Consider the following 13,827-nt stretch of genomic DNA (forward strand, 5'->3'; position numbering starts at 1 on the left):
GGTTGTTGGTTGTTGGTTGTTCGTTTTTCGTAATTCAATTTCGTTTAGTTAAGCTTCCTTAGTCATCCTCTCCTTTGGAGAGGACTGGAGGCCAATAAAAAGTCTTAACTAAACGACATTGAATTCGTAATTTCAAATTTCAAATTAATAAAAACAGCCTGCTTAACTTAAGCAGGCTGTTTTTATTTCTCAACATCGAGCAAAACTAACGCAACCTAAATCGCAATTGCAATTGCTGTTTGTTACTATTGATTCCGTACAAATAACCGTCTCCTTTAAATTTCTCAAAAAATTCTATCACCTCCTCAGGGTTTTCAACGCGTTGGCGATTGATAGAATAAATAGTGAAATTTTCGGATAATCCGATTTGATCCAACATACCACCCGGCTTGAGTTTAAAAATCTTTACCCCGTAATCACCTGCTTCCAGGTTGGCACCCAATGTTGAAGAACTGTATATTTTTCTTTTGATGGTTTCGGTACCACCATTTTTATTAACCAATGTTATGTTGGCGGTTTCAGATTTGTTACCACGCAGATAAGTCACTGAAATTTTATCACCCGGATACATATAGGCAAGGGTTTCTTCAAAAGCACTCTTGCTGTTAATGTCTGCCCCATTCACCTTAGTAATGATATCACCTGGTTTTAGTCCAGCATTAGCTGCTGGGCCTTCGCGCTCCATTTTTTCCAGTACCACACCGTTAAATTGTTTTAAATCTGTTTTAAGGTCATACTTTTTGGCTGTGGCATAATCGTATTCAATAACATTTCCACCCATGAGTGCTTTTTGCACAATGCCAAACTTGATTAAGTCATCAACAACTTTTTTAGCTATATCAACCGGAACAGCAAAAGCGTATCCGGTATAAGAACCGGTGCGAGATAAAATTGCGGTATTAATCCCCACAAGTTCGCCACTTTTGTTTACAAGTGCACCACCAGAGTTTCCAGGATTAATAGCTGCATCTGTTTGAATGAAAGATTCAATCGGAAATTTATCTTCCAGAATACCTATGCGTCTGCCTTTAGCGCTAACAATTCCGGCTGTTACAGTTGAAGAAAGTGAAAATGGATTTCCAACAGCAATTACCCACTCACCCACCTGAACATTTTTAGCGTTTCCAAGCTTAATGGCAGGCAAATTATTCTCCTCTATTTTAAGCACTGCTAAATCAGTAGAAGGATCGGTGCCCACCAGTTCGGCTGCATAATTTCTCTTATTGTATATAATCTCAATGCGTTCTGCGGATGCAACTACGTGGTTATTGGTAACAATGTAGCCATCAGTAGTAAAAATTACTCCTGAACCACTGCTCACCTGTGTTTGAGAAGAAGTACCACCAAAAAACCAATCCCACGAGGTAGCAACACCCTTAGAAATACTATTGATGTACACTACACTAGGAATGGCTTTGGTTGCTGCCTCACTAAAATCTACAGGCGGCAGGCTGATGTTGGTGTTAAAATTATCGGCCAATGAAAGCGTTTCCCCCAGATCATCGTTGTTGTCGTTTACGATAGACCGATCACTTGTTAGTTGGTGCGTAGCTTGTATATTATTTTCTAAAGCTGGTTCAATCTTATATTTATAAAAGGTAAATGCGCCAGCCAATCCGGCCACGAAAGCAATTAATACTGTCTTCAAAATAGTTTTCATACGTAGCTTATAACGAAACCAAGGTAAAAGATGTTCGCAAACCTAAAAAAGTTGTAGAAATCTCAAAATACTGTGTTTTCTAAACTTAATTTTTTCAAACTAACTTGCGGTATGGGTATTCGTTCAGTTTTAGCAAAGCCATTAGCGGCATACATCGCCAGTCAAACAAAAAAGTGGTCTTCCCAACCGGGTTTCTACCAGCAGAAAATGTTGGATATGCTTATACGTGAAGGCAGTAACACCCTGTTTGGAAAGGACCATGGTTTTAAGGACATAAAATCTTATGTTGATTTTAAAAAGCACGTGCCCGTTCGCGATTATGAAGCCTTGAAACCTTACGTAGAAAAAATGCTGGAGGGCAAACCTGATATTTTGTGGAAAGGTGTGCCTGCTTACTTTGCGAAAACATCCGGTACCACTTCTGGTACTAAGTATATTCCCATTTCAAACGAATCTAAATACAGCCATTTTAATAGTGCACGAAATTCAACGCTAGCCTATGTGCATGAAACAGGTAAGTCGGATTTTTTGGATGGCAACCTGATTTTTCTTTCTGGTAGTCCTGAATTAGACGAAACAGCTGGTGTAAAAACCGGACGCTTATCAGGCATATCCAACCATTTAGTGCCTGGTTATTTGCGCACCAACCAGAAACCGAGTTACGAAACAAATTGCATTGAAGACTGGGAAGAAAAGCTGGAACGCATTATTGATGAAACGCTACAGGCAAATATGACCCTGATATCAGGCATACCACCTTGGGCACAAATGTATTTCGATCGCATACAGACAAGAACCGGTAAGAAAATAAAAGATGTCTTCCCAAATTTTTCAGTCTTCGTCTATGGTGGTGTGAATTTTGAACCCTATCGCGCAAAACTTTTCGATTCCATTGGCAAAAAAATAGACTCCATCGAAACCTATCCTGCCTCTGAGGGCTTTATTGCTTATCAGGATTCACAATACGCAGAAGGCTTATTGTTATTATTGAATAATGGGATGTTCTATGAATTTATTCCAACCGAAGAATATTTTAACGAGAACCCTACACGCCTTTCCATTGAAGAGGTTGAGTTGGGTAAAAATTATGCGCTTATTATAAATAGTAATGCTGGTTTATGGGGTTATTCGATTGGCGATACAGTGAAATTTGTTTCCAAAGATCCTTATCGTCTGGTAGTTACTGGTCGTATTAAACACTTTATTTCAGCTTTTGGTGAACATGTTATTGGTGAAGAGGTAGAGAAGGCCATGAAATTTACTATCGAGAAGTTTCCTGAAACAGAACTAGTGGAGTTTACGGTTGCGCCTCAGGTTACACCGCCTGCTGGTTTGCCACACCATGAATGGTTTATTGAGTTTTCTAATAGTCCTAAGGATCTGGAGGCTTTTAGACTTGAGTTGGATACTAATCTTCGTAAGCTCAATGTTTACTATGATGACCTGATTGGCGGTAATATTTTAAGAACATTAAAGATTAGTGCCCTCAGGAAAAATAGTTTTATAGACTACATGAAGTCGCAAGGAAAACTAGGTGGACAAAATAAAGTGCCACGACTCTCCAATGATCGTAAAATTGCGGATGAGCTTGTTAAATTCATATCTTGATACGGAGACAAATCATTTTCACTCCCTTAAATGGCTGAGCTTACCATTTTAATGCCTGCCTACAATGCTTCACCTTATGTAGAGGAGGCCATAAACAGTCTGCTTAACCAATCTTTTACCGATTTTGAATTATGGTTTATAGATGATGCATCAACAGACGAGACACTTTCTATTGTTGCAACACTGGCCAGGAAGGATCCGAGGATACACATTTTCAGTAATGCCGTTAACCGCGGAAAATTACACACTATAAATTCAAAGGTGAGGGGAGTGTTAAGCCCCTTTTTTACGATTACAGATGCAGATGATGTTTCGCATCCGGCCAGACTAGAAAAGCAAATCGCCAAACTCAAAAGTGATGCTTCATTAATGATGTGTGGGACTTCTTATGCTGCTATGGACGAGCAAGGGTATTACGTAAGAACAGTTCATGTACCAATAGATATTGAGCAGATAAGAGAACGTTCGCTTATACAATCAGCATTTATGGGCGGCACAATGGTAATGAGGTCTTCCTTGCTTCAGAATTTTCCTGAACTGTACAGGTTTTATTTTGAAAATAGCATGGATGATGCTGACTTAGCCTGCCGCATATTGAATTTGTATTCAGTAACTAATTTAAATGAGCTGCTTTACTTTTATCGCATCGTGCCGACATCAATAACAAGGGCAAAGGTTACCTGTAGATCGCTGAATATATATAAACTGATCAGCCATCTTTATACAATTAGAAAAAGCGAGCAAAAAGATTGGCTAGAACTCGGAGATTTTGTGTCTGCCGATGACTTTATGAAGAAAATTGAGGATGATTATGCGAAAGACAGCACACTTTTACATCGTCATCGATCTTTTTTTTATCTGTATTGGGGGCAAAATCTTCTGGCACTAAATTCAATTACTAAAGCGATTATAATTAAACCTTATCACCTTAAAACAGTGCTTAGTTTTTTATTGATTAGTATGCGCATCATGCTTTTTTATTTTAGTCGATCAATCAAAAAAGTGCATTATCGCGCGTTATTCAAATAAAATTGAGCATTAGCAGGTGCTACAAGTATGTTTTTGTAAATCGTGTAATGCGTTTTTAGTACATGATAGTTTGTACTTCAATCATTCATTTCAAAAGACAAATTCGAATACTTGAAGGTATTAAATGTGTTCAAGTAAGTCTTTAAGTGTGGACAACATAAAAACTAATATTCCAGAAAATCAAGAAAAATTTTGATGATTAAAAAAAAAGTTTCTTCTTTGTATTATATTAAATAAATGTTTAACCAAAATTTTTAAACGCTATGGCAAAGAAAGCGAAGAAAGCTGCAAAGAAAACTGTAAAGAAGGCAGCTAAGAAAACAGTAAAGAAGGTTGCAAAGAAAGCTGCTAAGAAAAAGACAGCTAAGAAAGCAGCTAAGAAGAAGAAGTAATTCTCTTCTCCATAAAACAAAGGCCGGCATTAGTCGGCCTTTGTTTTTTTACAGCAATCTTAGTTGAATAAAAATATTACCTGTGCTCTCTCTTTTATTCCTTTCACAACAATAATTCCCCTTCCGCGATCATTTTTCCTTCCGCGTTGTTTTTCTTATCTAGTACATTATTTCACTTTCATGGCCGACACTAAAAAACATATTGCCATACTCGGCTCCACCGGTTCTATAGGAACGCAGGCGCTGGAGGTGGTTGCACAACATTCCGAATATTTTCAGGTTGAGGTACTCACCGCACAAAACAATGCTTCATTGTTAATAGAGCAAGCCATCAGATTTAAACCTAACGCTGTAGTAATCGTCAACGATAAGCACTATGCGCAAGTCAAAGAGGCTTTGCTCCCCCATGATATAAAAGTCTATGCAGGTGAAAACGCATTAGCATCAGTTGTGCAAATGGATACCATCGACCTTGTGCTGACAGCATTGGTAGGTTATGCTGGTCTACTGCCTACTATTAAAGCTATTGAAGCAGGTAAGACCATTGCACTGGCCAATAAGGAGACGTTGGTGGTAGCAGGCGAGCTGATAACGCAGCTAGCCCGTGAACGGGGGGTAAATATTTATCCTGTTGACTCGGAACACTCGGCTATATTTCAGTGCATCGTTGGGGAGTTTCATAATAAAATTGAAAAAATTATCCTTACTGCTTCCGGTGGACCTTTCCGCGGAAAGAAACGCGATGAACTTTTGTCAGTAACAAAAGCGCAGGCATTGAAACATCCTAACTGGACTATGGGAGCGAAAGTTACCATTGACTCCGCCTCTTTGATGAATAAAGGTTTGGAGGTAATTGAAGCCAAGTGGTTGTTTAACCTTAGTGCTGATCAAGTGGAGGTTGTTGTACATCCGCAATCTATTGTTCATTCATTAGTACAATTCGAAGACAGTTCTATAAAAGCGCAACTTGGCTTGCCAGATATGCGTTTGCCAATACAGTTTGCCATGACCTATCCGGATCGCTTTAAAAGTGATTTTCCGAGGTTTGATTTCGCGAAATATCCATCGCTGACCTTTGAAAAGCCTGATATGGAAACTTTTCGTAATCTTGCACTGGCTTTTGGTGCCTTGCAAAGAGGAGGAAACATGCCTTGCGTACTTAATGCCGCTAACGAAATTGCCGTTGCGGAATTTTTAAGGGACAATGTGGGTTTTCTTGAGATGTCGGATGTAGTGGAGCGTTGCATGGCTAAAGTCCAATTTGTGGCCAAACCAAATCTGGAAGATTATATTGAAACAGATAAGGAAACAAGAAGATTGGCATTAGAGATTATAAATAAGAAGAACTAACAGACTAAGAAATAATGGAAGGGTTGATCATGACGGCTCAGATTCTTTTGAGCCTTTCAATATTAGTAGCAGTACATGAAATGGGTCACTTGCTGGCCGCCAAATATTTTGGAATGCGTGTAGAGCAATTCTCTATAGGCTTTCCTCCAAAAATATGGTCTTTTACTAAAGGTGGTACTGAATATGCGCTGAGTGCAATCCCGCTTGGTGGCTATGTAAAAATTTCCGGTATGATCGATGAATCGCTCGATCTGGAGAAAATGAAAAAGGATCCAGAGCCTTGGGAGTTTCGCAGTAAGCCAGCCTGGCAACGTCTTATCGTAATGCTTGGCGGCATTATTGTAAATGTGGTGATGGGGATTGTCATTTTTATTTTGCTTACCTGGATTGTTGGCGACAGCTTTATTCCTAATGCAGCTGTCAATGCAAATGGTGGTATTGAAGCAAGGGAGTTAGGACAAGAGATTGGTCTTAAAACGGGGGACAAATTCATTAAGATTAATGGAAAAGAATTTGAAAAGTTTGAAGACATAGCCAATCCAAATACGCTTCTAACTAACAATGCCTACTATACCATCGACCGCAATGGCGAGATACTTGATATTCCCATACCTAGTAACTTCATCGAGAACTTTAATGAAAAGGGTAAAATACTGAGTTTTGCATTACCTCGTTATCCACCAGTTATTGGTAAAATTGAGAAGAATACCCTTGCAGAACGTCTTAATCTTCAAGTAGGAGATCGTTTTGTTAGTCTTAACGGTGAGCCCGTTACTTATTATGATGATATTGACAAAAACAAAGCCCTTAAGCAAGATACGCTGAGCTTTACAGTAAAACGTGGTGCAGAATTACTTTCGTTTAATGAATACGTAGGTGCCAATAAAGGCATTGGTTTTTATTCAAAAGGTTTCGAATTTGAAGAAGGCTCTACCAAGTATGAATTTGGTGAGTCAATTGCTATAGGCACAGAGCGTGCTTTCGGAATAGTATTTACACAGCTAAAAGCTTTTAGAAAATTATTTAGTGGCGAATTATCTTTCCGCAAATCAATGTCGGGGCCTATAGGCATTGCGCAGGCTTATGGTGGCGATTGGGATTGGGAAAGGTTCTGGCGAATGACTGGTTTACTATCAATGGTACTCGCCTTCATGAATTTGCTACCTATTCCAGCGCTTGACGGTGGTCATGTTGTATTCTTGACATACGAAATGGTATCCGGGCGTAAACCTTCTGATAAGTTTTTAGAGGTGGCACAGAAAGCTGGTATGATCTTTTTGCTAGGCTTGATGGTTTTCATCTTCGCGAACGATATTATCAAGTTGTTTCAATAAGAATCGATACAGTAATTAATGAAGTGGATCGGTACTAGCTTACTTGATTTTGTAATTGCTAATTATGCCTGATACGGGTTGGTGTAAAGTCAGGCGCTTATCATTTAGATAGGCTCAAGTTGATTGTACAAGGTAGGAGTGGAGTAAGTTTGATACATGAACCCTGATTACTTTCTATCTTGTCTTTGGCTCTATGCACAAATCATCATAAGCTTTGAGTGTACTTTTTATGTTTGAGCGTTTGGAGATTTTACGTGTTATAGATTAAAGATCTAACGTTAATCGCTGAGAAGGTTAATTGAAAATGATGCTATTAAGGAGTGACAAGAATAGCTTTCCTTTTTCTGCTGAGGTATTTTACTAAAATCAATGTAAGAAGGATAATCATGTGGTTTTGCTAGCATTAAACAGGTGTCAACAAAAAAGGGTATCCTTGTGAGACACCCTTTTATCAATGTAATTGTATGATTAGTTCAATACTTTCACGTTAACGGCATTCATGCCTTTTCTGCCTCTTTCAAGATCGTAGTCTACTAAATCATTCTCGCGAATTTCATCAATAAGACCTGAAGTGTGTACAAAAATGTCTTCACTTGAATCTGATGGCTTAATGAAACCGAAACCTTTGGCGTCATTAAAAAACTTTACTGTTCCTTGCATTGTAAAAATTGTAATAATTAAAAATTTATTTGCGTAAAAGCATTCACCTCTGTAATGGCAGGGAAGATTCTGATTTAATTCCTGATAAAGGAAGAAGAGGAGAACTATTCTGAACTAAAAAGGAACTCTTGGAAGAGCCTTAAATGATATTACTTATCAAAGGTACAACGAATTAATTCAGTAACCTACTATTACTTTCAACAGACCTTTTATTGCGCTAATAGAGAGTGAATTGACACATTAATCTTTTAGGCTGTATTTGAGATTATGTGCTGATATGTTAGTGCGGTGATTCGTTATTTAGGTTTTGAATTTGTTTAACTTATTTTTTAAAGCAGAGTGTCTTGTAAAAAAAATGAGTGACTGGTTTACCCAATCACTCATTTATAATTATATCTAAGATTAGATTATCCTAAGTATGATCTTAAAGTCTTACTGCGTGAGGTTGTTCTTAACCTGCGAGTAGCTTTCTCTTTAATTTGTCTAACGCGTTCACGTGTCAAATTAAATTTATCGCCTATCTCTTCCAGCGTAAGTGCATGCGAGCCATTTAAGCCGAAATAGTAAGAGATAACCTCTGATTCGCGTTGCGTAAGTGTAGCCAAGGCGCGTGAAACCTCCATTTGTAAGGAAGTATTCATTAAACCTGAATCAGGCGTAACTTCAGAATCGTCTTGTAACACATCTAATAAGCTTCCATCTTCGCCTTGAGCGAATGGTGCGTTAATAGATACGTGTCTTCCACCAACACGCATAGTGCTGCTGATTTCTTCCAGGCTTATGCCCATTACTTCGGCCAATTCATCAGCTGAAGGTTCACGCTGAAATTGTTGCTCCAGTTCAGAAAATGTTCTTGATATCTTATTAAGTGAACCAACGCGATTTAATGGCAAACGCACAATACGCGATTGTTCAGCTAGTGCCTGCATAATAGATTGACGAATCCACCATACGGCATAGGAGATAAACTTAAATCCTCTGGTTTCATCAAAGCGTTTTGCAGCTTTAATCAAACCAAGGTTACCTTCATTAATCAAATCACCTAGTGTTAAACCGTTGTTTTGATATTGCTTGGCTACAGACACCACAAAACGCAAGTTAGCTTTAGTCAGTTTTTCCAAAGCAATCGGATCTCCCTGTCTTATTCGCTTTGCCAGCTCAACTTCAACGTCAGAGGTAATTAAGTCTACCTTGCCGATTTCCTGTAAATACTTGTCTAAAGATTGGCTTTCGCGATTGGTGATCTGTTTGCTGATTTTTAACTGTCTCATCGATACGTAGAAATTAGTGGCGTTATTACAGGATGTATCTCATGTAATCAACTTAAATGTAGAAAAGGCGTGTTAACCAGTAATGCAGCAAGAAATACCCTGGAAAATGCTATCTGCTGCTAGCATGATTGGAAAGTGCGCAAGATAGCATTTTTATACGAATTTTCCGACTCTAAGGGGAAAGTATCGAATATTTGACCTATAATATCGCAATATAGGCGACTAACCAAGGATTATCTGTATCTTGCAGAAGATTTCACAACATCAGCTATTTTATCAGTAATTCTTAGCTGAATTGTTTCTTTTTTCAACCAATTATCCACTAACATGGCAGCTTCTTATTACAATTCGATCATTACAAACGCTTATTCACATGTTTGGAGTAAATACCGTCCGGCTATTTTAAAATTAATGGTTTCTACTTCAGCGGAAGCTGCTCAACAATATTCTCTCTCTGGTCATGAATTTAAGGGTGTTAATCCCAAAGAAAAAGGAGGTTATTCTTTTACATTACATGCACATAAAAGCAAAGCCAGTAACAACATCAAAAATTCTGAAGTTGCACAAGGTCTTTTAAGCGTTTTACAGCAGTCACCAAAGGCTACTGAATTGTTAGCTCAAGAAGTTTACGAGTTTATCCTTGATAAGCAATTTGTGTTAAGCGTTAAAAAGGTTGAGCCTATTGCTCCCCCTGTTGTGGCCAACACAGAAGTAAGCGTTCTCTAATCATATCCAACTTTTTACTTTTTACTCAACCGTAGGTAGCTTTCACCTGATGGTGTATACTGTATGCCCTTAAAGGTGGTTTCAGAAAGATAGTGTGCTATCTTCTTGCAGCAAGTTCTATTATAAAGGTTGTGCCTACATTCAAATGGCTTTCAACGCTTATTTTACCCCCCATGGATTCTACTTGTGTTTTAACTAGGTGTAGTCCTAACCCTTTACCTTCTGTGTGAAAATGGAAACGCTGATACATACCAAACAACTTGTGGGCAAAGCTGGCTAAGTCAATACCTATTCCGTTATCTTTTACGGCTATTGTCATAAGATCATTATCCTTTTTTGCTTGAACCTGAATATGTGGCAGACGTTCGGGGGAACGATACTTTATGGCATTGCTCAACAGATTAAAGAAAACGCTTTCTAGATAAGCTGGTATGCCTATTATGGTATCAAACGTATCAACCTCGATACTTAACTGAACATTATTCCGCTCTAACTCAGTTTGTAATAGTGATGTTACTTTAAACAGGGTACTTTTAATAGGGACTGCTTCATAGTTTTCGGTAAGCCCTTTTTTAATATCCAGTATTACTGAAAGGTCTTTGATGACCTGATCTAAATCGTAACCTGTTTTTTGAATTTGATTTAAGATGTGCTGTCTTTCCTGATCATCAACAGAAGGCACATGCAATAAGTTAATGAGGCCTAATATGCGCGCAACAGGTGAGCGGAGGTTATGAGCAGTTATAAATGAAAATTGTTGTAACTGATTATTGTGATTAACGAGTTCTTGATTAGAAACAAATAAATCGCTGGCCTTTTTCTTTACCTCTACTTCCAGGTTTTCAGTGTGTTGGCGCAACACATCATTTTGCTGATCTATTGTCTCCCATGCTCCTTGCAATTCAAGATTTTGATTTTCAAGACTTTCATTTTGTAATGACAATTGATCTTGTAAGGTTACAAGCTCCTCGTTTTGCGCCTGTATCTCTTCATTCTGTGCAGTTATCTCAAGTGTTCTTTCGTACACAGTTTTCTCAAGTACCTCGTTATGATGTTTAATAAGTTGTAAATTCTCGAGTTGTGCCTTCATTTTTTCTTGCCTTAGCTCTCTTATCCGATCAGCTAATGCAAATGAGAATAGGAGCGCCTCAAGCGCGATGCCATACATTGGTGCTCCGGTCGTATAATGCACATAAGGAAGCAGGCCAACAATATAACATAGGTATGTAATGAGACTTATAATGTAAAAAGTCCAGCCGATTAATAAAAGCCTTGCTGGTTTTAGTCCTTTGGCATACGCGTAAGCAATTCCTCCTAATCCGTATAGAGAAATGACAACACTAAAAAGTTTGATTAAAGAGGTTGTAATGATGTTGTTTAGCAGAACTTGTAATGCAATCAGGATGAATCCTATTGTGATAACTATGAGATTGCTTTTATACAGAGCAGGTAATTTTTTTGGAAGATCCAGAAAAGATGAAATGAAGAACAACACAAAAATCATGACACTGCTTATGAGCACATGATTGATAGTATTAATGTAAATCCCTATTCCTAGATTTCCCCATAGGTATTCAGAACCGAAACCCATAGCCGTAACATCGTATCCAATTATGCTAACTAGAAGGTATGCGACATAGTAGGCATAAATTTTTTCTCTTACAGTAAAAAGGATAAACAGATTATAAATAACGAGTGTTAAAATAATACCTAAGAAAAGGCCATACCCAAGTTCTTCATCGCGGTGCTTAGTAAACATTTCTCGTCCTGTTGCCAAGCTAAGTGGAAAAGAAATGTTGCTGGTGCTTTCAACACGTAAGTAGTAAGTTACAGGTTTGCGGCTTGGCGGTAATCTAAAAATGAAAAAGTTATCTTCAACATCGCGTGTGTCTCTGTCAAAGAAATTTCCGGTTTTTAATGTGTGCAGTTGCCCTAGAGAGTCGCGGTAAATAAAATCTACTTTGTCTGCCAGTGTTTTTCTAAACTCAAGGTATAAGATTTGATTAGTCTTATTATCAATTGTAAAGACACTCCAAATTGCCGCTGTTGTATTTCCAAAATTGGGTGCTGTTTCTGAGAATGTTATAAAGCGATCGTTGAGATTACCTTTTTCGAAATCTTTTATGGTCAGGTTTTTACTTTGATCTTCTACGTAATTAGCTTTGTTACCAATAACAATCACACCATCATCTTCCTGATATGGTATTAATTCTTGCGCATAGGCACAAATTGGAAGAAAAAAAAATAATAAAAGATATACGCAACGAGCCATCTACACGCGATTTTAGTGAGTGTGGACATTCACAACATTTGCCCATCTCTTAAATATACTATTTTAGCAATGGTTTTAAAAAGTTTGTTAAATTTTTTGCAACAATCTTATGTCCTTCCGGATTAGGATGTATGCCATCAGGTAAATTCAATTTTTCTATTCCTGCTACACCTTCAAGTATAAATGGGACAAGGGTGGCGTTATTTTTTTTTGCTAATCGTGGATAAATGGTTTGAAACCCGGCACTATAATCTTTTCCCATATTGGGTGGCACCATCATGCCAGCAAGCACTACCTTAATTTTCGGGTATTTACTTTTTACTTTATCGATGATGGCTTGCAGATTTTTTTCAGTTTGATCAAGTGGTAAACCGCGAAGTCCATCGTTGGCACCCAACTCAAGAATAAAAATATCTACAGGCTGTCTCAATATCCAATCGATACGCGCCAGGCCTCCTGCACTCGTTTCACCACTTAATCCTGCATTGATAACTTTGCATTGTTTAACTTTTTCATTAAGTAGTTTTTCAGTAAGCGCAGGGAATGCCTCTTCTGTTGATAAACCATAGCCTGCTGTGAGGCTGTCACCAAAGAACAGTATTGTTTTTATTGAAGTGGTACTTTGTAGAAGAAATGCGCTTGCAATAAAGAGTAGGGTTTTTGCGACCATGTATAAAATTGGTTATGTGTGTTAGGCAATTAATTGGTTCACCTTCATCAAATTAACTGTATCTTTTGTGCTTTTGATGCACAAAATGCAACAAATTGTACTCAATTACGCTTTAATCTTTATTCAATAATTAACGCATGACTGTAAAACATGTTTTAGAAGCCCACCTGCTCACCAAGACCTATCAGGCAGCCGATCGACCTCTCACTGTACTGGATGCTGTATCTTTTCAGGTAGAACAAGGCAATTCTCTTGCCATTATTGGCCCATCAGGTAGTGGTAAAACAACTTTGTTAGGCTTATGTGCCGGGTTAGACGTACCCACCTCTGGAACCTTATCGCTTATGGGTTTTAAATTAAATAACATGAGTGAAGACGACAGGGCTTATTTGCGCAATCAATATGTAGGTTTTGTATTTCAGAATTTTCAATTGTTGGCCACACTAACTGCTTTAGAAAATGTGATGGTGCCTTTAGAATTGAGGGGTGAAAGGAATGTTGCCTCTAAGGCAAAAGAATTGTTGGAGCGTGTTGGTTTAAAAGATCGTATGCATCATTACCCTACTCAGTTATCAGGTGGTGAACAACAGCGTGTGGCGATGGCAAGGGCTTTTATCACTTCACCAAAAATTTTATTTGCAGATGAGCCTACAGGTAATTTGGATGAAGAGAATGCTTCACACATTACAGATTTACTTTTTGGTATGAATCGCGAACAACAGACAACGCTTGTTTTGGTTACACACAATTTGGAGTTGGCAAAAATGACGCAGCGTATTTTGCGTATGAAGGGCGGAAAGCTAATTGAGGATACAATTAATGAATAAGCTAATAATTGAAAATTGACAATTGTCA

General features: G+C 38.1%; 12 protein-coding genes. 7 read left to right on the forward strand and 5 right to left on the reverse strand.

Annotated elements, in window-relative coordinates:
• Window positions 1-205: 205 nt before the first annotated feature.
• On the reverse strand, window positions 206-1,660 hold the full coding sequence (locus tag SanaruYs_RS15820) for a S1C family serine protease (RefSeq protein WP_127123570.1): 1,455 nt from the start codon (window positions 1,658-1,660) through the stop codon (window positions 206-208).
• A gap of 111 nt (window positions 1,661-1,771) precedes the next feature.
• On the opposite strand from SanaruYs_RS15820, the gene SanaruYs_RS15825 reads away from it, so the two are divergent.
• The 5 genes from SanaruYs_RS15825 (at window position 1,772) to rseP (ending at window position 7,373) form a co-directional block, all read left to right on the forward strand.
• Window positions 1,772-3,268: a GH3 auxin-responsive promoter family protein gene (locus SanaruYs_RS15825; RefSeq protein WP_127123571.1), complete on the forward strand. Its 1,497-nt coding sequence runs from the start codon at window positions 1,772-1,774 to the stop codon at window positions 3,266-3,268.
• Window positions 3,269-3,298: 30 nt separating this feature from the next.
• Entirely contained in the window at window positions 3,299-4,297 is a 999-nt protein-coding gene (locus SanaruYs_RS15830) for a glycosyltransferase family 2 protein (RefSeq protein WP_127123572.1), read from the forward strand.
• 263 nt (window positions 4,298-4,560) lie between these two features.
• Window positions 4,561-4,689 (forward strand): hypothetical protein, encoded by a 129-nt coding sequence (locus SanaruYs_RS20425; RefSeq protein WP_262708689.1) that lies wholly within the window; start codon window positions 4,561-4,563, stop codon window positions 4,687-4,689.
• A gap of 180 nt (window positions 4,690-4,869) precedes the next feature.
• On the forward strand, window positions 4,870-6,039 hold the full coding sequence (locus SanaruYs_RS15840) for a 1-deoxy-D-xylulose-5-phosphate reductoisomerase (RefSeq protein ID WP_127123573.1): 1,170 nt from the start codon (window positions 4,870-4,872) through the stop codon (window positions 6,037-6,039).
• Window positions 6,040-6,053: 14 nt separating this feature from the next.
• Window positions 6,054-7,373, forward strand: coding sequence for an RIP metalloprotease RseP (gene rseP / locus SanaruYs_RS15845; RefSeq protein WP_127123574.1), 1,320 nt, complete (start codon window positions 6,054-6,056; stop codon window positions 7,371-7,373).
• Window positions 7,374-7,841: 468 nt separating this feature from the next.
• Here the strand turns inward: rseP and SanaruYs_RS15850 are convergent, their stop codons facing one another.
• Both SanaruYs_RS15850 and SanaruYs_RS15855 read right to left on the reverse strand, forming a co-directional pair.
• Entirely contained in the window at window positions 7,842-8,033 is a 192-nt protein-coding gene (locus SanaruYs_RS15850) for a cold-shock protein (RefSeq protein ID WP_127123575.1), read from the reverse strand.
• A 407-nt stretch (window positions 8,034-8,440) separates the two neighbouring features.
• Complete coding sequence (locus SanaruYs_RS15855) at window positions 8,441-9,304, reverse strand: sigma-70 family RNA polymerase sigma factor (RefSeq protein ID WP_127123576.1); 864 nt, start codon at window positions 9,302-9,304, stop codon at window positions 8,441-8,443.
• A 327-nt stretch (window positions 9,305-9,631) separates the two neighbouring features.
• Here SanaruYs_RS15855 and SanaruYs_RS15860 point away from each other — a divergent pair, with 327 nt between their 5' ends.
• A complete protein-coding gene (locus SanaruYs_RS15860; protein WP_127123577.1) occupies window positions 9,632-10,030 on the forward strand; it encodes a hypothetical protein in 399 nt (132 codons plus the stop codon).
• Window positions 10,031-10,127: 97 nt separating this feature from the next.
• Here the strand turns inward: SanaruYs_RS15860 and SanaruYs_RS15865 are convergent, their stop codons facing one another.
• Both SanaruYs_RS15865 and SanaruYs_RS15870 read right to left on the reverse strand, forming a co-directional pair.
• On the reverse strand, window positions 10,128-12,302 hold the full coding sequence (locus tag SanaruYs_RS15865; RefSeq protein WP_127123578.1) for a sensor histidine kinase: 2,175 nt from the start codon (window positions 12,300-12,302) through the stop codon (window positions 10,128-10,130).
• Window positions 12,303-12,360: 58 nt separating this feature from the next.
• Entirely contained in the window at window positions 12,361-12,972 is a 612-nt protein-coding gene (locus SanaruYs_RS15870) for an arylesterase (RefSeq protein ID WP_127123579.1), read from the reverse strand.
• A 137-nt stretch (window positions 12,973-13,109) separates the two neighbouring features.
• Between SanaruYs_RS15870 and SanaruYs_RS15875 the strand changes: the two genes are divergently transcribed.
• Window positions 13,110-13,799, forward strand: a complete 690-nt coding sequence (locus SanaruYs_RS15875) for an ABC transporter ATP-binding protein (RefSeq protein WP_127123580.1) — start codon at window positions 13,110-13,112, stop codon at window positions 13,797-13,799.
• Window positions 13,800-13,827 lie beyond the last annotated feature (28 nt).

This window comes from Chryseotalea sanaruensis, assembly GCF_003990915.1.
In the GTDB taxonomy this organism is placed as follows: Bacteria; Bacteroidota; Bacteroidia; order Cytophagales; family Cyclobacteriaceae; genus Chryseotalea; species Chryseotalea sanaruensis.